The following is a 21,841-nucleotide window of genomic DNA, read 5'->3' as shown; positions in this document are numbered from 1 at the left end:
CGGCCAGATCGCACGAGTGTATCCCAGCTGGTGTTGCGGGCAGTGTAGAATCGCCAGACACCACGAACTCTCGTGTCACCTTCTTCAGTAAGCGTGTACCCCTGCCAAGGGCGAGACTGGAAGATAGAAACGCCGGAATCACCGTTTGGATACTCAGCGTAATAGGAGGACGCAGAGAGGTCGTAGATCTCAACGTCGATCGAGTCCGAGACGTTTCGCGTCTCCTCTCGATAGACGACATCAACAGTGGTTCCGTTGACCGCGTCGGTCCGGATCGTCTTCTTCAGCCGGACATGGATCTCTGCTTCGAGGGTGAGGGTTGTACTCCAGTCGTCGTCGATCTGGTAGTCGATAGCTGGCGTGTGCGATCCATCGCTCCTCGCGATGGTTTCCCCGTCCTTTTGTAACCGAACTTCCTCGATCTCGTGGTCCGTGAGCGACCACTGGATAGTGCTGTTCCCCGAAGAGCTCCCGTTTGGGATACGAACGCGATAATCGACGAACCCACGCATCGTGCCATTCGGGGCGATGTACAGTGGTTTTTCACCGGATTCGAGGTGTCCCCGGGTCGACGGCTGAACCGCGAACACTGTCGCGTGAGCGTCCTCGATGAAGACACCGTCCTCAAGGGATGCGTGGGGTGGATGGACGGACGTATCCGACCCACCGGCTTCGAGGTCCGTGAAATCGTTTCGGGTCCAGGTCGCGGCAGTCTCGGGCGGCCGTTTGAACGTAATATCTGTCCCGTTCGCAAGCTGGTGAATCGACGTCCGCTCGTCACCGTAGCGCTGGCGGTACTCCTCCTGACTGATGTAGTTGTCCGCATCGTGAGACCAGAGCGTCGCTGACTCGTTCTCAGTGAGTCCGTTGTCTTCCGTACCCGGCCGCGGCGGAGTCGCCGAGACGATACCCGTGACTAGGCTCGTCACGCAGAGGGCTGCGATGAGTACGGTTAGTTCGCGTTGTTGTAGGTGTCTCACGATGAGTGGGAAGTGAATGGCTTACCAGGGGACCAGATCAACACACTGCGCCAGTGGAAGGCCCATCATCGCTCCGGCGACGGTGTACAGTGGACCGAGGACAACGAGAACCACAGCGGACTTCATTGCCGAGCGCTTGTGCTGCTTGAGTCCCTTCTTCTGGTCTGGATTGAGCGTGAACATCTCGATCAGGGAGTCAGCTTGCCAGACGACAGCGAGACCGACAATGCCCAGTCCAGTGGTTAGCTGAAAGAAGCCCTCAATCATTCCGGGGAGATTGTCAGCGCTACATACCGCGCTCTGTGACGTTTCTTGAGCGAGCGCTGGTTCAACGGCGACGAGTAAGAGGACAGCGACGGCGAACGGGAGCTTTAGTCCAACAGTATTCCGTACAGTAGTTTTCGGCTTATCTTGTGAGGAGTCTGTATCTGATCCTTGCATACGTTTCTATGGTTAGCTGTTCCATCGTCCGATAGATCACGAGCTCGTAGCGGATGCGTGGAATCAGCGTTCCGTTCAATCAGAAACAGACCGAGTATATGAACCTGAGCATCCGAGCAGATTCTTAAGGATACTCGTATACCTTCTACCATCTGATAGGACAGGTGAGAGAATTATCGAGAGATATATACATCGTTTCGGACGACAGTGTAGGTATCCACATGTATCGGGAAGTTAATTGGGCAGTACCTGCCGACCCATACATCCTCGAAGAACTAGGCGAGTACGATGGATGGCACACAGCAAAGAATCTCGAGATCAATACGGACTTCAGTCGCCAATGGATTTCCCAGCGCTGTCCGGTATTTGTTGATCATGAACTCGCTGAGCGCCACGAAGATGAGCCCGCATACCGCCTCACTGAGTTCGGCGAGAAAATCCTCAACGGTGAAGCAGAGTACGAAGAGCTCAACGATACAGAGAGTTGATCCGTTCTTCACGGGCAAATTGGTGTGATTTCTGACGGACCTCTGCGAACGTAACGGCTCGGTGGGGAGTCGGCCAGTCATCGAGCATAGTTGGTGTAGTACTGTGTCGGTTTCCTCTCCGACCTACTCGCTCGCTACGCTCACTCCTTGAGGTCGGAAGCTCCACCTTGAATCACGCTGATTGCCGTCAACTACAGCGTACGAACGTGTCTCGGTTGTTGAGTAGACTCTGGACGGTATGTTCGCGGCCGAATGCTTATGACGCCACTCAGGTAACATAGTGGTAATGAGCACCGAAACGAGTACGAACGACGATGCCCGGAGTGGGCGAACGATTACGCTCACTCAGGCGGACGATGGCTGGTGGGTCGCCCATGACGAGGCGACCGGTGTCGCAAGCCAGGGTGAGACGCGGCAGGATGCCCTCGACAATCTTGACGAGGCAGTCGCACTTCACAAGGGGGAAACCGGTGATTCAGTCGACAATTGGGAGGAGGAAAAAGAAGTGCTTGAGGAACTCGGTGTCGATCCTGATGAAGTCCAACAGGCTCGCGACGAGCACGGTGGCCTCCCCGAGTTCATGCAGTAAGTCGGATGGGAGCGCCTGATTTTTCCGGACGCGATGTCGTCAAAGCACTCTCGAAAAATCGCTTTGTCGTCGTTGATCGGACCGGCAGCCACGTCAAGCTGCGATACGAGCACCCGAAGAACGACGACGATGTCCGTGTCGTCTCCGTCCCGCAACACGATCGGATCCGAACTGGAACACTACGTAACATCGCAGACCAGTCCGGAGCAGAGGACTTCGAGAAGTGGTGTCAGTGGATCGATCGGCAGCGCTGATAGGTTACCTAACTCATGACCACCACTGGCTCGAATATCGTTGTGTGGGTGTATATTTCGAGATAGTCATTGTTATCCGAAATTGTAGCACTAAACCTACCGGAAACGTTGTTTCCGGTGCTTTCATATCTCCGAGGAGGTCGATCCTTCTGTCTCGAAGCAGGGGTAAACACGCCTCGATCCGGGATCTATTCGGAGGAACTCCCCGTTAGCGACGTGTAATATATCGCATCTCGCTATAGGAAGTTTGTGGCCGCTATTCCTCAAGGCCGAGTTCGTCCTCGATAGACGACCCCCCCAGTGCTGCCCGAACTGCCGCCGGGTAGAACTCCTCGTTTTTCGGCATGTCCTCGCCGTGTTGTCGTCGCCACTTGACGTTCAGTTCTGAGTAGCGTAGTTGTAGGTCGTCAACAAGCGTCTCTGGGAGGTACATGTTCACGTTCTTTCGCTCTCGGACAGTCCCGCTGCTCTCTCTGTTCTCCTCGCTCTCTGCGTTCATTTCGCTCTTTGACATCTTTGTGATTTCTGGTCTCTTTGAGGTCTTTGAGTCCTTTGATGTATTTGCTGTGTTTGATGTCTCTTCTGTCTCTGAGGTCGACAGATCGTCTTCGGGGACGGCATCGTCATGATTGTCGTCATCGTGGTCGTAGCGGTCGTCCCAAGGGTTCCGATCGCGCTTCTCATCACTGTCAGTCATCAGCGTAGTCCTCCAAGTGCTCAGCGACATCGAGGTACACCTCTTCCATGTCGCAGTCCTCCTCGTGCTCGAAGATGGAGACGCCGGCATTCCACGCCCGTTGTAGCGCGACGCGCTTTCTGATCTCAAAGACCTCACAGCTCTCTCTGTCCTCAAAGATATCTTTGAACCACTCCATCATCTCCTCGGCCTCGCCGTCGACGCCGACCTCGTTCGCGACGAGTCCGACCTCGTCGACATCGCCAAATGCGGACTCGATCGACCGCAGCTGCTTGAACAGGAGCTCGATTGCGCGGATGCTCGTCGACTTCGCCTGCGCGGGGATCAAGACGTTCCCGGTCGCGACGATCGCGTTGTCGGTGAGCACACCGAGGTTCGGGGGACAGTCGACAAGGATGTAGTCCCAGCGCTGGTCGGCGTCGCTCTCGTCAAAGAGCATGTCGAGGCGTTCCTCGCGCTTCATCACGTTCGCGAGCTCGTCCTCGGCGTTGATCATCCGCTCGTGGCTGGGGACGACATCGACCTCCTGATGCTCGACGGCCAACTGCTCGAGGTCGCCCATCCGGTCGAGATCAGGGAGGACGTCGAACAGCGAGTCACGATCTGGATCGTCGTACAGATCCTCGAAGCCGAGCCCCTCAGTGGCATGTCCCTGTGGGTCGAGGTCGATGACAAGAACATCATGGCCGCGCTGGTTTAGTGCGCCGGCGACGTTCAGTGTCGTGGTCGTCTTCCCAGCACCGCCTTTCTGGTTGGTAACTCCGAGTCTCATACGTGTCTTTGTCCTCAAAGAGAGCAAAGATATCGGAGATCCTTAAGAGTGCGTCAGACGCTCATAGAACGTTGGCTGTGGGTCACAGACAGGTCAGATCTTCGAACGGGTGCCTACGCGGAACCGTCGCGGAACCGTTCGACTGGGATATCGGAGACGTCGTCATAATCGTCGTCACCGCCAACTAACAGCGTCGCGTCGACGTGTTCAGCTGTTGCCAGCGCGAACGAGTCGCCAAGTGCAGGATTATACTTGAGCGTATACTCCGAGGCGTCCGTCCAAGTATCGCCGACATCTACCGTTTTGATACCGAGATCAGTCAGCCAGTCGAGATACTCGTCGGCTGTGTCGCGGTCGTACTTCCGGGCGATTGTGTACCGGATCTCAGCGAGATTCACGTAGCTGGCGTAGCCGACGGTGTCCTCGACTGCGACCGCGTCGAGATACTCTTCTACAATCTCGCTGCCTGGTTCATCGTCGGCGTGTGCTATCAGTGGCTCGGCGTCGAAGACAACGCGGTCAGGAACCGACATTACTCTTCGGTTGAGAACTGCGAGTCGCGTTCTTTCCGGTCCCGGTCGCGTTTCTCTTTGAGGACCTCGGACGCAGGCTTGTCCGTACTCGCTTCGCTACGGGCGGCAAAGCCGCGCATCTCGCATGGTGAGCGGACCTGTTCAACGATCACCTCTCCATCTTCGGTTTCCCGGAACAGCACCTTCCCAGGCGCTTCGATCCCGAGCTTTTCGCGGAACCGTTTTGGGATGGTCGCCTGGCCGTGCTTAGTGACGGCGACAATCTCTTTTTCAGAGTTATCTGATTGTTCTGTCTTACTCATAGTTCATAATTAGATCTCGATCATAATCAAATTTTCTTCTCATTGACAAACAGTTGTTGCTCCTCTATCGGGTGTTTAGGTCGAGTTCGAAGTGTGGTTCGGCTTTTGAGGGAGATGCCAGAGCCGAGCAAGAAGATCGGGGTCATGCCACTGACCGAGGGAACGACCGGCGTCGACCTCGTCACACTACACCCGTACTTCGGCGAAGATGGCTGGTACCACGATTCGGAAGACCACCCTTCCAACGAGTGGGCGAACCCGACGGTCGACGAATCACGACACACAATCTCACCTCCAACTGAAAATGTAGATTTGTACTCGCACTCTATCTCACGACCGAGGCTACATGGGAGGTATCGACGCTTTTCGCCTGGAAGCATATCCTTCCCGATATCTTCGAGGTTCTAACCTTTATGCGTCCGACCTGCGTATCTACATGTGGTGTGTTTACATGAAACTCGCATTAATCGGGGTCGGACAAGCGGGTGGGAAGGTGGTCGACGAGTTCTTGGCTTACGACGCACGGACAGGCGCAGATATCGTTCGTGGAGCGATCGCTGTCAACACGGCGAAAGCCGATCTCCAAGGAATCGACCACCTCTCGAAAGACCGTCGGGTCCTGATCGGGCAATCGCGAGTGAAGGGCCACGGCGTGGGTGCAGATAACGAACTCGGCGCAGAGGTGGCTGAAGAAGACATCGATGAGATCCAGGGCGCGCTCGACGAGGTGCCGGTCCACGAGATCGATGCGTTCCTCGTCGTTGCGGGGCTTGGTGGTGGGACGGGATCGGGAGGAGCACCCGTGATCGCTAAGAACCTCAAGCGGATCTACACCGAACCTGTGTACGGACTCGGTATTCTGCCCGGCAGCAACGAGGGTGGGATCTACACGCTGAACGCCGCTCGGTCGCTCAAGACGTTTGTCGATGAGGTGGACAACCTCATGTTGTTTGACAACGACGCGTGGCGCAGTTCGGGTGAATCCGTTGAGGAAGGGTTCGATGCGATCAACGAAGAACTGGTCCAGCGGTTCGGCGTGCTCTTCAGTGCGGGCGAAATAACCGAGGGAAGCGACGTCGCCGAGAGTGTAGTCGATTCCTCGGAGATCATTAACACGCTCAAAGGAGGTGGGATATCCTCGCTAGGCTATGCCGACGTTGAGGTGGACGAACCAGAGCGGAAGGGGTTGCTCTCGCGACTCCGTGGCGATTCGGATGCTGGGATCGACAGTACAGAGGCGACCAACCGGATCACGAGCCTCGTCCGGAAAGCGACGCTGGGTCGACTCACCTTACCCTGTGAGGTGAAGGGCACGGAGCGAGCGCTGCTTGTGGTTGCCGGCCCGCCAGAGTATCTCAATCGGAAGGGTATCGAGCACGGTCGCAAGTGGCTCGAAGAACAGACCGGCTCGATGGAGGTCCGTGGTGGTGACTATCCGCGGCGTGGGAAAGGGACGGTCGCAGCACTCGTACTGCTCGGTGGCGTGACGAACGTCCCACGAGTGAAAGAGCTGCAGCAGGTCGCAATCGAAGCACAACAGAATCTTGGGGAGATCACTGACGAGAGCGAGGACCGTTTCTCGGAGCTGATGGATAGCGACGGGGAGCTGGAGTCGCTGTTTTGAGATCGTGGTGTTCTATTCGTCGTATCGATCTTCGAGGTCGTCGAGTGCTCGCCAGAACTGTTCGCTGTTAATCCCTGACTCTGTTGATGCCCGTGTTTCCAAAACACCCGCGTACGTCTCGAAGTCCTCGGCGTTGGGATCAGCCGCCAATACACAGTCGATGTATCCATCGAGAGCTGTCTGGAGCGTCTGTGCGTAGTGGTCGTAGGAACCGTCGATCCAAGTGAATTTCTCATCGACTTCTTCGAACACTGCTCGATAGACGGTCGCAGCGGCGGGGTCTCGATCGCGCTCACGGTACTGTTCGGCAATATCAAAGAGTCGGGAGAAGTCGATCGCTTCGAACACGACCGGGTCGGCGTGTTGCTCGAACAGGTGGCTAATCTCTTGTCGATACTCATCGACCGATTTGTGTTCGTCACCGAACTGAGCGAGAAACTGTTCTCGGGCCCTGCTGTGAGTGGCGAGAATTTTACGGACGAACGTACGCAGCTCTTCGTCAGAGACGTCCGCAAGGACGGAGTCGATACGCTCACTCCCGTCTTCTGGCGGGTCGTCTGCGATAGCGAGGAGTACCGCGACGACGTGTTTGCAGTCGCCTTGGCCGTCGTATGGACATGTACACCGGCTCTCAAGACTTTGGCCACCGAATTTGACAGTCACGTCGTAGGGGTTCGATCCACTGACGACTGCTGAAATGCGATCGTCGAACCGGTTGAGCTGCTGAATCCGTCCCTCCCTGCGATAGGTTTGTCCCCGTTCAAACACAGGGTCGGTACATCGGTGTTGGATGGTTTCTGTATCGATGTTCATACGGAACACGTCCGAAATTATCCTACTGGAATCTCGGTACTCACGTCATACTCATGACCACCACCCTTCAAAAGTGTCGTCTTCGAGGTCTTCAGCGGTCACGAGCCCGAGAGCGGGTCACCGAGTGCCGGGATAGAATGGAAAACAGACTCTGGGGCTCCCTCTATGTGTCATCAGTATTCGCTATCAATTGTGAACTACCCTACCCTACTCGCTCACGGCAACTGGATTGCTGTAAAACATACAGCAGTCCGGCTTCTGCGCGTGTAGACGCTTGCTACGTGTAAGTACTCATTCCAAGGGGGAGTCTCACAATATTGTTGCTCCTCCGTCGGGTGTTTAGTCGAGTTCGAAGTGTGGTTCAGCTTTTGAGGAACGCGAAATACTAGAGACAAACGGTCCTCGAACACAGCGGCTCGATCACCCGTCGTGGTCAATATACTCGGCTTCCCAGTCGGCTCGGGCTTCAATCTCTCTCGCGCCCCGGCGGGTAGTGGTGTATTCGTTGGTTCGTCGATCGCGCTGACTTTTTTCGATGAGCCCCTTCTCAACGAGCGTATCAAGATTTGGATAGAGCCGACCATGATGGATTTCCTTTTCGTAGTAGTCCTCGAGCTCGTCTTTGATCGCGAGTCCGTGGGGGTCATCAAGTCCGGCAACTACGTACAGCAGATCGCGCTGAAAGCCAGTGAGATCGTACATGTCGCAATTTACTCATTCGAGTCTTGAAATACTACTGATCTGCTGTGTTGAATAGCGATCTTATCTGCCGATATCGACGGTTTAGAAGGATGAAGCCGAGGAAATCGAAGTTGGTATGGAAATCGATATCCTCGACTTCATCGAACAGTGTCGTGACCTAGCTAAACAAGCGTTGGGGAAGCACGCGGGCGAGCCCGCCAGCGGCGGGTTCGCCCGCTGGGTTCATGTCGTTCTCCACTGTTTTCGGGTCGAAGACGGCCACAGCTACCGCGAAACGCCGAATCGGCTGAAGTATATGGCTGAGATCCGCGACGCTCTCGACTTAGATCAGGACGATCTCCCTGATCACACGACGATCTACAAGTCGTTTGATCGGCTGAAAATGTGGGTATGGCGGGCGCTGCTGCGCGTTTCCGCGCAGCAGCACCCGCAGTCTGGCCACGCCGCTCTCGATAGCACGTTCTTCGACCGCCGACGTGCGTCCTCGTACTTCCGGCAGCGGGCAAGACGGACGATACAGACGCTGAAAGTGACGACATTGACTGATGTGGAATCACTGGCTGTTCTTGACGTTCACATCGCAGCTCGGTGGAAGCATGACACGAAGACCGGACCGCAGGTCGTCCGCCGAAACGCGGACGACCTGCAGTCCGTCGCCGCCGACAACGGCTTCCAAGACTGGCACACCGAGTACGAAATCGCCGCACACGACATCGATTACCTCGTTCATTACTGCGGTTCGTCAGCAAACGCAGCCGCGACAAACGCGCTCAACCGGACAAAGGGCTACTCTCAGCGGTGGATGGCCGAAACATCGTACTCGACAACCAAGCGCTCGCTCGGCGACGCCGTGCGAGCGCTCGGTTGGTATCGGCAGTTCCGTGAGATCGTCTTGATGTTCGCCATCACCAACATAGAACCGCTGTGTGAACCGCTGTAACCGTGGCTCAGCATCTATTCAACACAGCAGACTCATCGACAGCGAGAGCATACGCGGCGGCGTTCCGCCGCCGCTGGGGGATCGAAACGTCATATCGCCAGCTCGGTGATTTTCTCCCGAGAACGTCGTCGCCGACGTTCTCGGTGCGGCTGTTCTACTTTCTGTTCGCGGTCTCGTTGTACAATCTATGGGTGTTAGCCAACGTGTTAGCTTCAGCTGAAACAGTTCCAGAGACACCGCTGATCTCAACACGGATCTTCCGCAGATTCGTTCTCTCAACAGACTACGGCTGAGTTCACACTCGAATCTGACCGGGATAACCGGTGAGTACGCCCTATCGCGGAGAGGCATCGCTCGGGAACGCCGCTAGCGCGGCGTTCCCTCGCTCTCTCACTACATCTGTCACCGCAAAATCCGCCACGATCGTGAAATGCGCAAACTCAACGGTTTGGTTAGTACGGAGCAAGATTTGATTCGGCAACTACTGTTCAGGGCGGAGAGGATGTCAAACGTACCTGTTCGTCCGCGCACGACTCGCAGGTGAATCGGGTGACTCCTACTGGGAGTAGTCGACCGCTGGTCGAAATATTCACTCCGGAATAATTGTGGGATCTTCGATGTCTTGGGAACGGTTTGCTGTGCTGCGTGAATCCTGGCGATGTGAATCTGATAACGATCTTCCGCTATTGGTGACGGTGAAGGGGACGCGACTGGCTGAATAGCCGACAGCCTGTCGTCTACAGTTCAAAAACCTAATTACGGGAGAATGACAGCATTGAGGCGATGGTCCCCCCGAAAGCCCCTCCATCTACAGCGAACGCTACAGAACTGGCCAGTGACACAGATGAGAACGCCCCCCAGCTTCGTCTCCAAGACGTCGGCAAACAGTATAGCGATATTTGGGGCGTCCGTGACGTTTCGTTGGATCTCAGCCCAGGCGTCCTCGGGTTGCTTGGTCCAAACGGTGCTGGCAAATCAACCCTCATGCGGCTTATCACGACGTATCTCACGCCCACCGAAGGCAGAATAACGTTTGATGGGACAGACGTCGTTGATGATCCAAATGCTGTCCGCAAAAACGTCGGCTATCTACCACAGGATTTCGGAGTGTATCCTGATCTCACTGCTAAGGAGTTTCTCGGGTATCTCGCGGCAATCCGCGGCCTCAAGCGAAAAGAAGCCCGCGACCGGATCGAAGATCTACTCGAACTAACCAATCTTCGCGATGCTCGTGACCGTCGGCTCGGTGGGTTCTCCGGCGGGATGCGCCAGCGTGTGGGTATCGCTCAAGCCCTGTTGACCGATCCCGACCTCCTTGTCGTGGATGAGCCAACCGTTGGCTTAGATCCCGCAGAACGTGTCCGGTTCCGAAATGTTCTCTCATCACTCGGAGAGGATCGAGTCGTTATTCTCTCGACGCATATAGTCTCGGACGTCGAAGCGACAGCCAACGAGGTAGCCGTCCTCTCAGCTGGGCGGCTGCGCGCTCATACAACGCCCGAACACCTCCTTGAGGACGTCGCCGACCGCGTCTGGGAGGTCGTTAGTTCCCAAGACGAGATTCACTCGCTCAAATCGGAGTATCTCACAAGCACGACAACCAGACGAACGGACGGTGTTCACGCACGCATCGTTACAGATGATCCGCCGAGAGACGCAACACCAGTATCCCCAACTCTCGAAGAGGCCTACCTTGATCTCCTTGAGAGGACCGAGGAAGGCGAATCAGGTGATGGGCTGTGAGTGCTAGCCGGCGCGCTGTTCATGTCGCATTCGCTGATCTCCGCCAGCGACTACGATCACCAAAGTATCTCGTCATCCCACTACTCATCGCGTGGTTTGCGCAATCACTCACCTCGGAGACCACGCACCTGGTCGTTGCTGGTGAATATACCGGTGTTCAGAACGCGGCGTGGTTCGGCGGAATGGTTGCCACGATGGGGACCTTCCTGCTGTTTGTATTCGGGTTCACCTTAGTTCAGGGAGCAGTGACCCGAGAACGGGAAACGGGTGTTGGGGAACTTGTCGCCACATCCCCACTCAGCAACAGTACGTATCTCGTTGGTCGGTGGCTTGGCTATTTCCTGTTGTTGACGCTGGTAACCGTCTTCCTCGTGCTAGCGACAGTCGCAGGCTATCTACTTCACGGAACGGGTGAGTTCCATTTCTGGGCGCTCGCTTCCCCATTTGTGTTTCTGACACTACCGGCGGTGATGCTCGTTGCCGCAGTTGCGGTGCTGACAGAGACAATCCGTTCGCTTCAAGGAACACTTGGATCTGTACTCTATTTTTTCGGTGCGGTGGCTGTGTTCACCCTTGCGTCACTTGGGTCCGGTACGACATTCGGCCCGACTGGACTGGCGATCGTACGGAATAGTATGGTACAGGCGGCAGGGGCTGATCCGACAGTGTTTGAAAATCGGTCCTTCGCCTTTACAGGTGATCCCGGTAGTGTAACGACGTTCACGTGGACTGGCGTTGAGTGGGGTGGCGCTGAACTCCTCAGCCGTGGCCCGACGGTTGCGGTCGCAGGCCTTGGATTGATCCTCGCCGTTGTGACATTCGACCGGTTTGAGCCGACAATCACTGTCCGCGAACGGGTACAAGGTGTGTTCGCTCGTCGTGACGGAGCTCAAGATACCGAAGAAACTGCCACAAACCCTCCCGAGACGGACACTAAGAGTGCGGCACGACCGTCAGAAGTTGATCTCCGGACAGCCACGCCGGATCCGGGGTGGCTGCCTAACCGGCGCTCGCTCACCGCTGAAATACGGATGGCACTCCGGGGACAGCGCTGGTGGTGGTACCTTGGAATGCTCGGATGTATCGGTGCCGGATTTGCTGCCTCACCTGGCGCCGCTCGTGGTGTAGTTCTTCCAGTTGCGTGGCTGCTTGGCCTCTCGGTATGGGCAGGACTCGGTGTCCGAGAGCAACGGTTCCGGACGACTGAACTGGTATTTATGACTCCGTACCCACTGGGACAGCTTGCTGCTGTTTATTTCGGCGGTGTCATCGTTGCGCTCGTCGCTGCGTCGGGTGTACTCGCGGCACTCGCCATCGCTGGTAATTTTACGCCGATCGGCGCAATCCTCGTTGGTGCCTGTTTTATTCCCGCGCTAGCGCTGGCGAGTGGGATTTGGCTTGGGACGTCGCGTGTATTCGAGGTGATCTTCCTTTCAATGTGGTATCTTGGTCCCATGAATGCGGTCTATTCGCTCGATTTCGTCGCGGCACACCCCGAAACAGTCGCACAAGGAATTCCACTAAGGATAGCTGCTGTAACCGTGGCGTTGCTGATAGCCGCTGTTGTTGGACGAAAACGACACCTTCAGCGGTGAATACGGGCTTTCGCAAGGCTCGAAGAACAACCGAACCATATTCTCCGCTCAATCAGTTGTCCTGTCAGTGACCACGAAAGGTCAAAACGACGTTTGACATTTGGGTATTTTGATGGGAATGCCACCATATTGGTGACTTGGAACCCTCCAACAGATGTTCCGCCAATCACTAAACAAGACATCTCGCCGCCGAGTCCTCGCCGGTACTGGGACAGCCCTTGTAGCAAGCACAGCAGGCTGTACGTCACTCATAGACGGGTTAGCCGATCTCGCATTAGGTGACGTGAATCTCTTTAACGAGACCGGGACCGTTCTAACGGGGACCCTCACCATCACTGCCCCGTCAGATGAGACGGTTATTTCTGAATCATTTGAACTACCCCCGGAATCCACGGATGACGACCCCCCAGAGGAGGATGAAGAAGACGGAATGGTTGCGTTCGAGGACGTGTGGGTAGAGCCCGGCACGTATGAGGTAACTGTCGAGTTGGATAGTGATTCAGAAGTTCAAGGTGAATCCACTGCCTCAGCAGCGATAACAGTAGATGACACCGACGAAGAGATGCTCGCAATCGGATTTGCTGCTGAAGGGTTCGAGGACGCAATCGGATTTCGTGTCGCAGAGTCACTGAGTGGGTTCGCAGAAAACTGACGTACGAATTAGCAGTGGTATTTTGACATACTTTGAGAGTGCCAACGGCTGTTCGCTAGTTCGATCAGTCTGACGGGGTTAGTCGTTGAAAAAGATTTTTGTGTGAAATAGTCCTTACATCTCACCATCGTAGGTGGATCTGATTTTTGCCAAGGCTCTCAAAAACTATCTTGGAGCTATTCCCGACCCACATCTTTGTTGAACGCGAAGAGTATCTCGCCAACGACTTTCTTTATGATATCTTCCGTGAGACGCCCTTGCCATGGATCTGAGATACTGTCATAATCCGGTGGGGCTTGGATCTGCGACGTCCGGGGTGAGTGGATAGAGAGGGGCAGAATTCGTGAGGGTTCTGGTGTATCACCCATCTCCGAGTGTTCGTCAGATAGCGGGTGGCCGATCCAGCTCGGCGGTGATCTCTCGCGGATATTCGCTATCGTGACCGCAGAGACACATCCGTTTCAGGGCAAGCAATTCGTGGACGTAACGCTCACAACAACGGACCATTTGAACGGATCGACCGTCCAGACCACATCACCGACCCCATATTCTCTACCCTCACGTGAGACCTTCATCCATCAGAATCCAGGTCCTCAATCTCAATGGACCGCGTTTCGTCATCTTCCCCGTCGTCACCAACAGACGGATGTGGCTCATCAGGCTGCGACTCACTCCATGCCTGTGCGTCCTCTTCACTCTCGATTATCGGTCCAAATGCCTCATTCGGCTGTGTTGAATCGCTGTAAGGCGGAGAGATTCACTGTTTGACGAAGCGTTTGATGTTATAGACGACACACATCAGCGCGATCTCGCGGAACTCACGAAACCACGACCGCGCTCGCACGGCGAAGCCGAGCGAGCGCTTCACAGCCGAGTTTACAGTTTCAGTCATCGAGCGCTGATTGTAGCGGGTATCGTCGATTCTCGCGTTGTGCGCGTGGTCGTACGGTGCGAAGATACGGTGCTTGATCAGCGGTCTGATGCCGAGATCGCGTAATCCTTCACGGAGTGATTGTTTGTCATAGCCTTTATCAGCCGCGAGAGACCGCAGATCGCCCGCGTTTCGGCGGGCGATCTGCTTAGCGAGGTCTGCGTCGCTTCCTTCTCGGTTCGTTGAGCAGTGAACGTCAAGGACGGCTTGAGACGCTGTATCGACGAGTTTTGTGACTTTGAGCTTCTGAACGCGGTAGCTGATTCGCTGGCAGTAGTGGCGGCTCGCTGGTGAGCGGTCGTAGAATGTGGCGTCGATCGCGGCGTGTTCAGAGAGATCGTGCAGCTGCGCAGACTGGCGCAGCAGCACTCGGCAGACGCTCATACTGATCCGGTCGAACGCCTTACACAACGTAGACGGCGCGGGGAGATCGGCCGCGTTGAGGCCGATCTCTCCGGTTATTTGTGGCATCTCTTTGAGCAGGTCGATCGTCATGCGGTACGATGAATCGAGGTAAATCCGCAGACAGTGAAGGGAAACGAGTGTATACTCGGCGAATCCGCCGCCACCTTCCGGGGCGGCGGATTCGCCTCCATCGCCAGTAACTCTTTGAGCAACCGGGACAACTTCCCCGATGAAGCGGGAGATCTGCGTCATGAACAACCGCATTCTCCCGCTTCAACTCCTTGATTTAGCGGCCTACCTCGCTGCTGTATGGCGATTCAACACAGCCCCTCATTCAGGCCAGTAAGCGCGTTGGAGAAACGAATCGCTTCTTCAAGCCGCTCACGGTCGTTCGTGATCGCCCAGTGATTCTTGCGGTGTCGGACCAGGCCGCGACTCTTTAATCGGCTAAGGTTCGTCGCAACTGTGTTCGGGTCGCGATCAATGGCCGCAGCGATTTCACTCCGCTTCCACGCCTTCTCATTACCATCCTGAGTCGCATCGCTATTGAGCACGCCGCACTGTTCGCAGTGACGCCCGCGAAGTGACGCTAACGCTGGGTAGCGGGAGAATGTGGCGACACGCTGATTACCTTTAGAGGCGATTCTCCAACGGTGGCGATACGCCTACACGAATGGAACGTCCGAGGGACTTAACGACGCAGAAAATCCGCCAGAGACAATATACGACAGCCGACGAATCGGTACTCCGCACGCTCTTTCTTCCACTAGTCGAAGTTGTCGGGATCTCGATTATCACATCTCCGAAGCTCCATGATTCCATTAGGAGGCCGACAGCTTGTGAAATGGCTAGAGCTTGGGTGTCTGTGATGCGTCAACTGGGTTCTGTGTCGACTGATTCTGGGCGTCTTCTTCGTTACGCAACTGGAGGTACGCCGATGCGATGATCGCATAATACGGCACGAAGAACACCGTTGTGAGAACGACCGTTACAACATCGGCTACGACCGGTAGGCCGGCAAGAGTCAACAACGGTGTGATTGCCCCGATAATACCCCCAAAGAGCGCAGTCACAACAACGAGAATTCCGAGCTTGATCCGGGATCCACGAGCAAGTCCCCAACTCCGCTTGAGACTACTGATGATTCCTCGATCTTCGACAGCAACACCGAAGATGAAAAACAGGAACGAGGCTGCGAGGAACAGACCCGGGAGAATCAGGAGGACGGTACCAAGCATGATCGAGACTGTGACGATCAGACCGCCGACAAGTGCAAAGACCGTGGTCCGTCCGAGCCGTCGTCTCAACGTCGCCGGGAATCGTGACATTTCGCCCTGTGGTCGAGCAAACGTTCGCGAGAGGACGACGAAGTACGTCGAACTCAACACCACGAGCACGACGAATAGAGCGACACCGACGCTCCCGGGAATTGGAAGTGTAATCCCAGCGTTCTGGCTAAACTGTTCAGCAGCTTCTGGCGGAATAAGCCCCAACACGGCGCTGTTGGCGCTTGTTTGAAGTCCGAACTGGATCGCGAGAAATCCAAACAAGAGGATTCCACCGGTTCGGGAGACTGTTCTGCGAATACCGTCGCTAACCGCATGGCTGAGTTGGAGGGCCATACTGATCAAATGTGCTTAATCCGTTCTAATAAATCAATCGAAGACGCTAATAGACTTAAAATGAGTTCATACTTATCCGAGCGGCTCTGTTGAAATCCTCCGCAAGTGATATACTCGAGCTCGATTCCGTTCAGTACAGGTGAGTCACAGATTTTTCAATACATTAGGGAAGACTGATCGGTACGGTTGATCACAGATCATCAAAGTCGGCAACGGTAGTTGCGACCCCGAGAAGCATTAACCCGATACCAGCAGTACCGGCTGGGATTGAGGTCTGTAAAAGAAATCCGGCTCTGTTGAAATCCTTAGGAAGTGATATATTCTAACCGGGGTGTGGTCAGTACAGGGGGCGCAAATCCCGACTATGCCCGGAACGATCCGAGTCCCTCTCATTCTCTGCGACAGGATTTTTAAGCTATGCGGAAGCACCACCAACCGCATGCCTTCTCGCAGGTCAATACTCCTTGAGGAGATGGTATGGCCAGAAGTCGAATCGGCGCTTGAAAACGGGAGACGGACGGCGATTGTTTCCGTCGGCTCGATCGAACAGCACGGTCCCCACCTCCCGTTGAATATGGACACACTGGACGGTGACGAACTCTCGCGGCGGATCGCTGAGAAATTGGAGGATGCCCTTGCTGTACCGACGATCCGACCTGGCTGCTCGGGACATCATATGGAGTTCCCGGGCACAATCACTATGCCGCCCGAGACACTGATGGATGTGATCCGGGCATACTGCCGGTCGCTCGATGACCACGGCTTCGAGCATATCGTCTTAGTCCCGACGCACGGCGGAAATTTCGGCCCGGTCAAGACTGTCGCACCTGATATCGCTCGGGAAATCGAAGCCACTGTGATTGCCTTGGCTGACCTCGATGAGCATATGCAGTTATTGAATGATGGCCTCAGCAAGGCCGGGATCGAATACGATCAAGACGTGATTCATGCCGGTGCAGCCGAGACGGCAGTGGTGTTGGCGGTGAATGAGGATCTCGTAAGGATTGAGAACATCGAGTCCGGTCCTGAAGGGGAGATCTCTACCGCTCGCCTTCTGAGCGAAGGATTCAAAACCATCACCCAAAACGGTGTGCTTGGCGATCCGGCTGAAGCAACCGCTGAAGCCGGCGAAACCATCATTCAGAACGTGGTTGATACCTACGTTGATCACATCGAAAATGAACGCCGTTCTGTATAGACACGCACCTCGGCAGAGGTTGAACAATTAATGCGCAGTCTTCAGCGACCGGTTGTTTCAGTCGATAATGTGTCTGAAGAGGAGGATTTCAACAGAGCCGGAACGCCTTATTTCCAGTGTCGAGTATGACGCACGGAAGATCACACCGTTCGGAATGATTGTGGCCGTGGAGTTCGCGGGATTCCTGTCGATCGCCCTCTCGCTCTGGGAGAACCGCGCAACCGACTAGCTGGGATGAAACTGTCTTCTAGGAGTTTCTGACTCAGAAACTGGTATCTGACTTTATTTGTTACCCAAGACAACGACCGAATATGTCGTATACAACTGAAAGTACGGCCGGAAGGAGCGTGTTCGCTCGCCGGACAACGATCGAACACGTCCCAGAGGAAAGCCTCAGCGTCTCGCTCGATCAAAACGAAGGGGCAGACGCGCTGGGAGCCGTGTCGTCGAAAACGGCTCAGAAGATCCTTGCCGTACTCATCGACGATCCGCATCCGGCATCGGACGTCGCAGAGAAGGTTGGCGTGTCCCTCCAAAATGTCACGTACCATCTTGATAGGTTAGAGGACGCTGGTATTATTACTCCAGTGGACATCTGGTACTCGGAGAAAGCGAGAGAGATGACGGTGTACGGCATTGTATCGGAGAAACTGGTGATCGAATTCGGATCGAAAGAGCGCGGCAAGAATTCCGATCAGCATAATACAAGGAAAAGCCTCCGACCTCAAGTCGTGCGGGACCGTAGGTCCCGCTGACCATCCGAACGGGCCTGCGGCCCGTGAGGAGAGAGTGAGCGAAGCGAGCGAGTAGGTCGGAGAGGAAACCGATCCGACACTACACCAGCCACGTTCGATTGTCGGCCGGCTCCTCACCGAATCGTTACTAATCTAAAAACGAGAGTATACATCTGAATCACGGATGGAGGTCCGCCGCACCGTCCCTGTCAAGCTCAATGTTGTCGACAGCGACGCTGACCTCCTCCATGAAACTATCTCCGAGTTCCTGTGGGCCGCCGACGCCCTCCAGAGCGTCGTCGCCCGCTGGAAACAAGGCGACTACGCGGGGAAACCGTCTTTTTCCGCCCCCACACTCGTTTACGACAAACGCTGTGCGACGTTCAACGACGACCACGCGACGTTTTCGACCGTCGAAGGCCGCATCACCGCCGAGTACATCCTTCCCGACGGGAGTAGAGAAACGCCCCACTCGGAGTACCTGTTTAACGACGATTACGAAGTGACGGGTGCGGAACTCCACTACCGAGACGGCGAGTTCTACCTTCACGTCCGAACAAAGGCGGACGTGGAGTCCGAGACTGCCGATGAAGGTGACGCCGAGCACAGCACAGTCCTCGGTGTTGACCTCGGCATCGAAAACGTCGCCGTCACCTCAACGGCGACATTCTGGAACGGGTCGGAGTTGAACCACTGGCACCGCGAGTTCGAGAAACGGCGCGGGTCGCTCCACCAGCGTGGGACGCGGGCCGCCCACGAAACTATCTAGTCGGTCGGACGTACCGAGACGGGCCGGTACGATCACTTCTTACACACTGTCTCGAAAAAACTCGTCGCAGAATCCCTCGAATACGACTATGACGTGATCGCGTTCGAAAACCTGACGGGAATCCGTGAGCGGATGCCGAACGCCAAGAAGTTCCACGCATGGGCGTTCCGACGCCTGTTCGAGTACGTCGAGTACAAAGCCGAGATAGTCGGCGTCTCGGTCGAGCAGGTGAGTCCTGCCTACACCTCCCAGCGGTGTTCGAAGTGCGGGACGACACTCCGAGAGAACCGCAAGACGCAAGAACGGTTCTGTTGCCAGAAGTGCGGTTACGAAGTGAACGCCGACTACAACGCGGCGAAGAATATCGGTCTGAAACACCTCCGCTCGGCGCAAACGTCGTCGGGCGGAGGCGCACCCGTAAACGTGCGCTTGAATCGCGGGACATTGAATGTGAACGGCGATTACGAGCCTGCCAGCGATGGCCAGAACGGGAGTCCACGCGAAAGCCCCGCCCTCAACGAAGCGAACGGCGAAGCCGTGAGCGAGTAGGGCGGGGTAGTTTACTCGGCGTGATTCGGAGACTTTGAACGCATCTGCGGCCGATCAAGCGCCGTGAGATAGCTGCTTACTATCGATGTAACGGCTGTCCCCCCAAGCGTATTCATGCCGAGATCGACGACTGTGTCGACAACATACATCTGAAGCGTCCACTCGTGCCAGAAGGCTTTGAAGACGAATTCGTACACTTCGAATCCGGCGCCGATCGCGACGATCGTCGGTACGACCCACCAGACCGAGCCGTACATCGCAACTCGGTCTCGGTGGGTTATCACCGCCAACGCGGCGATACCGAAGCTACTCATGGAGTGAGTGAGCAGGTCCCACCACGAGATAGCCGAGTATATCTCGAGGGTTAGACCGGCAAAATGCAGAGCGGTCACGATCACTGACCAAGCGATAAGTCCCATCCAGACGACGGCGATTCGATCCAGTCGTCGAATATCGGCGACCGATCGGACGACAAGTCGTGGGAGCCACAGATGCGGATCAGTTGGAAACCCGCGAATCGAACGGGCGAACAACCATCCAACGACTGCGATACCACTGGACCCGACACCGACGACAATTCGTGAAGAGAAGTGTGGGAGGGCGAACATGTGACTACACGGAGAATTATTTGAATATCGTTCAGTAGGTACTCACCATTTGCGTCTACATCTGACCACCTTCCTCGTAGGGCTGGACGACGACGAACCCCTCGGAGCCGGTGAACTGCATCTGTAGCTGTTCACCGGATGTCTGCCCGATTTCGATCGTCTTGTTTGTCCCAATCGAGGGCGAGAGGTTGGCGCTCCACGCGACGGTGGCATCGGGATCGGTCGTGACCGGTGGCGTCATCACGACGGGATCGCCGTGAGTCGTGACCGCCACCTCTCCTGGGCCGGTGAGGAACACGTTCGTGAGCCCGCCCGCAGCGGCTTGGGAGAGCCCCCCAACGGTGCTGATCTCGTAGTCGATCTTCTTCTCGAACCCGAGGACATCGGTGCCGTTGACCGAAATCGACTCGTCCGCGTCGAGCGAGAGGATCTGTACCTTCTTGCCCTGTTCAGCCACGTAGAGCGTTCCGGAGCCCTCGGCCTCCATGATCGGTGTCCCCTCGCCGCTGACGGCGTCTTTGACGAACCCGGCGATGCCGCCCTCGGCGGACGACTTCCCGGTGAACGTCACGTCGCCGGTGTAGGCGATCATTGATCCGGCTTTCACCATCACCGTCCCCTCGAAGGGAATCTCTAGCAGTCGCTTGTTGACTTTCCGGAAGCCGTCACTACTCCCTTCGGGAGCGTTCGCATCGACAAATTCGTCTAGGTTCATGCGTTCGATAATCCCGGTGTCGGCAACAAAGCCATTTCCTCGCGTTTCTGATACGGCAACACGGTGTCCGATGGCGATCTGTTCGACGTGCGGATCCGGCCATGCGTGTTTCAGATCGCGCAGCGGGGGGCAGACATTAAACCGGACGGTGTCTAGAGTCGGTAGCAGGATGGTTACCCGATCGACGACGCATCTGGCCGCGCCGAGGTGACGATGATCGACCCCAGCGCGCTACGGATCTCGCTCGCCGCTCATCCCGACCCCGTACTCACGTACGAAATGCGGGACGACGTCCCGACAGTGACGGCGACGAACGACGCGTTCGACGTGGTGGTCGGTGTCGATCCTGGGGTGCCAGTTTCGGCCCTTTTCGAGCGGTTCGACACGGTAAAATTGTCTGGTGAGGAGCCTCTCGACGAACAACTCCGTGCTGGCGAAGCGGTTGAAATCCTGTTAGAGACCGCTGATGACGGCCAGTACGTAGCTCACGTACTCGCGCCCGACGTAGACGGCGGAGCGATAGTTTTCAGCTCCCGCGACGTCGCCGCCCCGTTCGCCGATGATGTCGACGTTGGACAGGTCGCGAGCGTGATCAGTCACGATCTGCGGAACCCGCTCGATGTGGCCGGCGCACACCTGGAAGCCGCACGCGAGACGGGGGCGGACGAGCACTTCGATGCCATCGACGCCGCTCACGATCGAATGGAGCGAATCATTCAGGACGTGCTGACGCTCGCTCGTGGTGAGGCAGCGCTGAACCCTGAGCATAGTGTCTCAGTTTACGAGACGGCGGAGCGCGCGTGGCAGACCGTCGAGACCGAGACATGGACGCTCCAGTTCGACGGGTCGCTCCCGACGGTGAGAGCCGATCCCGATCGCTTCCAACGACTGTTCGAGAATCTCTTTCGGAACAGTATCCAACACGGATCCGACGACGGAATCGTTCGAGTGGGAACACTGACAGATGGAACGGCTGGGGTGTTTGTAGCCGACGATGGCCCCGGTATTCCTGTACCCGAGCGTGACGCCGTCTTTCGACCGGGATACACCGTTGACGAGGTCGGCACTGGCCTCGGCCTCGCGATTGTTGATCGGATCGCGGCGGCCCACGGCTGGACGGTTTCGATCGCCGAAATCGAACGTGATGGGACACGAATTGAGATCCGGTTTAACGCGGAGGAGTGA

23 protein-coding genes and 3 pseudogenes are annotated in these 21,841 nt (G+C 56.1%); 14 read left to right on the top strand and 12 right to left on the bottom strand.

Annotated elements, in window-relative coordinates:
- Together DVK07_RS16130 and DVK07_RS16125 are read right to left on the bottom strand one after the other, a co-directional pair.
- Window positions 1-929: pseudogene (locus DVK07_RS16130) on the bottom strand (hypothetical protein); the annotation flags it as partial.
- Window positions 930-1,001: 72 nt separating this feature from the next.
- Window positions 1,002-1,421 (bottom strand): hypothetical protein, encoded by a 420-nt coding sequence (locus DVK07_RS16125; RefSeq protein WP_121597983.1) that lies wholly within the window; start codon window positions 1,419-1,421, stop codon window positions 1,002-1,004.
- A 164-nt stretch (window positions 1,422-1,585) separates the two neighbouring features.
- Here DVK07_RS16125 and DVK07_RS16120 point away from each other — a divergent pair, with 164 nt between their 5' ends.
- From DVK07_RS16120 to DVK07_RS16110, 3 genes are all read left to right on the top strand, one after another.
- On the top strand, window positions 1,586-1,909 hold the full coding sequence (locus tag DVK07_RS16120; RefSeq protein ID WP_233565466.1) for a hypothetical protein: 324 nt from the start codon (window positions 1,586-1,588) through the stop codon (window positions 1,907-1,909).
- Between the two features lie 286 nt (window positions 1,910-2,195).
- A complete protein-coding gene (locus DVK07_RS16115) occupies window positions 2,196-2,498 on the top strand; it encodes a type II toxin-antitoxin system HicB family antitoxin (protein ID WP_121597981.1) in 303 nt (100 codons plus the stop codon).
- Window positions 2,499-2,503: 5 nt separating this feature from the next.
- Complete coding sequence (locus tag DVK07_RS16110) at window positions 2,504-2,752, top strand: type II toxin-antitoxin system HicA family toxin (protein ID WP_121597980.1); 249 nt, start codon at window positions 2,504-2,506, stop codon at window positions 2,750-2,752.
- A gap of 256 nt (window positions 2,753-3,008) precedes the next feature.
- Here the strand turns inward: DVK07_RS16110 and DVK07_RS23700 are convergent, their stop codons facing one another.
- From DVK07_RS23700 to DVK07_RS16090, 4 genes are all read right to left on the bottom strand, one after another.
- Window positions 3,009-3,449, bottom strand: a complete 441-nt coding sequence (locus DVK07_RS23700; protein ID WP_193366066.1) for a hypothetical protein — start codon at window positions 3,447-3,449, stop codon at window positions 3,009-3,011.
- Complete coding sequence (locus tag DVK07_RS16100; RefSeq protein ID WP_121597979.1) at window positions 3,442-4,221, bottom strand: ParA family protein; 780 nt, start codon at window positions 4,219-4,221, stop codon at window positions 3,442-3,444. The genes DVK07_RS23700 and DVK07_RS16100 overlap by 8 nt, the downstream gene beginning before the upstream one ends.
- A 113-nt stretch (window positions 4,222-4,334) precedes the next feature.
- Window positions 4,335-4,754, bottom strand: a complete 420-nt coding sequence (locus tag DVK07_RS16095) for a PIN domain-containing protein (protein WP_121597978.1) — start codon at window positions 4,752-4,754, stop codon at window positions 4,335-4,337.
- Entirely contained in the window at window positions 4,754-5,056 is a 303-nt protein-coding gene (locus tag DVK07_RS16090; RefSeq protein WP_007343997.1) for an AbrB/MazE/SpoVT family DNA-binding domain-containing protein, read from the bottom strand. The genes DVK07_RS16095 and DVK07_RS16090 overlap by 1 nt, the downstream gene beginning before the upstream one ends.
- Window positions 5,057-5,507: 451 nt before the next feature.
- On the opposite strand from DVK07_RS16090, the gene DVK07_RS16085 reads away from it, so the two are divergent.
- A complete protein-coding gene (locus DVK07_RS16085; RefSeq protein ID WP_049901900.1) occupies window positions 5,508-6,680 on the top strand; it encodes a tubulin/FtsZ family protein in 1,173 nt (390 codons plus the stop codon).
- A 12-nt stretch (window positions 6,681-6,692) separates the two neighbouring features.
- Here the strand turns inward: DVK07_RS16085 and DVK07_RS16080 are convergent, their stop codons facing one another.
- Together DVK07_RS16080 and DVK07_RS16075 are read right to left on the bottom strand one after the other, a co-directional pair.
- Window positions 6,693-7,493, bottom strand: a complete 801-nt coding sequence (locus tag DVK07_RS16080) for an SWIM zinc finger domain-containing protein (RefSeq protein WP_049901873.1) — start codon at window positions 7,491-7,493, stop codon at window positions 6,693-6,695.
- A 420-nt stretch (window positions 7,494-7,913) separates the two neighbouring features.
- Entirely contained in the window at window positions 7,914-8,195 is a 282-nt protein-coding gene (locus DVK07_RS16075; protein WP_007343992.1) for a helix-turn-helix transcriptional regulator, read from the bottom strand.
- Window positions 8,196-8,310: 115 nt separating this feature from the next.
- Between DVK07_RS16075 and DVK07_RS16070 the strand changes: the two genes are divergently transcribed.
- The 5 genes and pseudogenes from DVK07_RS16070 (at window position 8,311) to DVK07_RS16050 (ending at window position 13,125) form a co-directional block, all read left to right on the top strand.
- Window positions 8,311-9,135, top strand: coding sequence for an IS5 family transposase (locus DVK07_RS16070; protein ID WP_121597977.1), 825 nt, complete (start codon window positions 8,311-8,313; stop codon window positions 9,133-9,135).
- A gap of 29 nt (window positions 9,136-9,164) precedes the next feature.
- Window positions 9,165-9,428, top strand: a pseudogene (locus DVK07_RS24400) (transposase); the annotation flags it as partial.
- Window positions 9,429-9,918: 490 nt separating this feature from the next.
- On the top strand, window positions 9,919-10,878 hold the full coding sequence (locus DVK07_RS16060) for an ABC transporter ATP-binding protein (protein ID WP_007343989.1): 960 nt from the start codon (window positions 9,919-9,921) through the stop codon (window positions 10,876-10,878).
- Window positions 10,875-12,473: an ABC transporter permease gene (locus DVK07_RS16055; protein ID WP_007343988.1), complete on the top strand. Its 1,599-nt coding sequence runs from the start codon at window positions 10,875-10,877 to the stop codon at window positions 12,471-12,473. The genes DVK07_RS16060 and DVK07_RS16055 overlap by 4 nt, the downstream gene beginning before the upstream one ends.
- Before the next feature lie 154 nt (window positions 12,474-12,627).
- On the top strand, window positions 12,628-13,125 hold the full coding sequence (locus DVK07_RS16050) for a hypothetical protein (protein ID WP_007343987.1): 498 nt from the start codon (window positions 12,628-12,630) through the stop codon (window positions 13,123-13,125).
- A gap of 757 nt (window positions 13,126-13,882) precedes the next feature.
- On the opposite strand, the gene DVK07_RS16045 is transcribed toward DVK07_RS16050, so the two are convergent.
- Complete coding sequence (locus tag DVK07_RS16045; protein ID WP_049901868.1) at window positions 13,883-14,713, bottom strand: IS5 family transposase; 831 nt, start codon at window positions 14,711-14,713, stop codon at window positions 13,883-13,885.
- Window positions 14,714-15,309: 596 nt separating this feature from the next.
- Entirely contained in the window at window positions 15,310-16,083 is a 774-nt protein-coding gene (locus DVK07_RS16040) for a hypothetical protein (protein WP_049901865.1), read from the bottom strand.
- Window positions 16,084-16,522: 439 nt separating this feature from the next.
- Here DVK07_RS16040 and DVK07_RS16035 point away from each other — a divergent pair, with 439 nt between their 5' ends.
- The 4 genes and pseudogenes from DVK07_RS16035 (at window position 16,523) to DVK07_RS16025 (ending at window position 19,333) form a co-directional block, all read left to right on the top strand.
- Window positions 16,523-17,281, top strand: coding sequence for a creatininase family protein (locus DVK07_RS16035; RefSeq protein WP_121597976.1), 759 nt, complete (start codon window positions 16,523-16,525; stop codon window positions 17,279-17,281).
- 67 nt (window positions 17,282-17,348) lie between these two features.
- Window positions 17,349-17,510 carry a hypothetical protein gene (locus DVK07_RS22750; RefSeq protein ID WP_158603172.1) on the top strand — a complete coding sequence of 54 codons (162 nt, stop codon included), beginning with the start codon at window positions 17,349-17,351 and terminating at the stop codon, window positions 17,508-17,510.
- An 82-nt stretch (window positions 17,511-17,592) separates the two neighbouring features.
- Window positions 17,593-18,036 (top strand): winged helix-turn-helix domain-containing protein, encoded by a 444-nt coding sequence (locus DVK07_RS16030; RefSeq protein WP_007344245.1) that lies wholly within the window; start codon window positions 17,593-17,595, stop codon window positions 18,034-18,036.
- A gap of 163 nt (window positions 18,037-18,199) precedes the next feature.
- A pseudogene (locus DVK07_RS16025) lies at window positions 18,200-19,333 on the top strand (RNA-guided endonuclease InsQ/TnpB family protein).
- 11 nt (window positions 19,334-19,344) lie between these two features.
- On the opposite strand, the gene DVK07_RS16020 reads toward DVK07_RS16025, so the two are convergent.
- Window positions 19,345-19,941, bottom strand: coding sequence for a hypothetical protein (locus tag DVK07_RS16020; protein WP_233565465.1), 597 nt, complete (start codon window positions 19,939-19,941; stop codon window positions 19,345-19,347).
- A gap of 55 nt (window positions 19,942-19,996) precedes the next feature.
- Entirely contained in the window at window positions 19,997-20,656 is a 660-nt protein-coding gene (locus DVK07_RS16015; protein WP_049902094.1) for an AIM24 family protein, read from the bottom strand.
- Window positions 20,657-20,869: 213 nt separating this feature from the next.
- Here DVK07_RS16015 and DVK07_RS16010 point away from each other — a divergent pair, with 213 nt between their 5' ends.
- Window positions 20,870-21,841 (top strand): HAMP domain-containing sensor histidine kinase, encoded by a 972-nt coding sequence (locus DVK07_RS16010; RefSeq protein WP_167330251.1) that lies wholly within the window; start codon window positions 20,870-20,872, stop codon window positions 21,839-21,841.

It is taken from the genome of Halorubrum sp. Atlit-26R, from assembly GCF_003666015.1.
Classification (GTDB): domain Archaea; phylum Halobacteriota; class Halobacteria; order Halobacteriales; family Haloferacaceae; genus Halorubrum.
The sequence above is the reverse complement of the archived record's forward strand: the minus strand, read 5'-3'. Positions and strand labels throughout refer to the sequence as shown.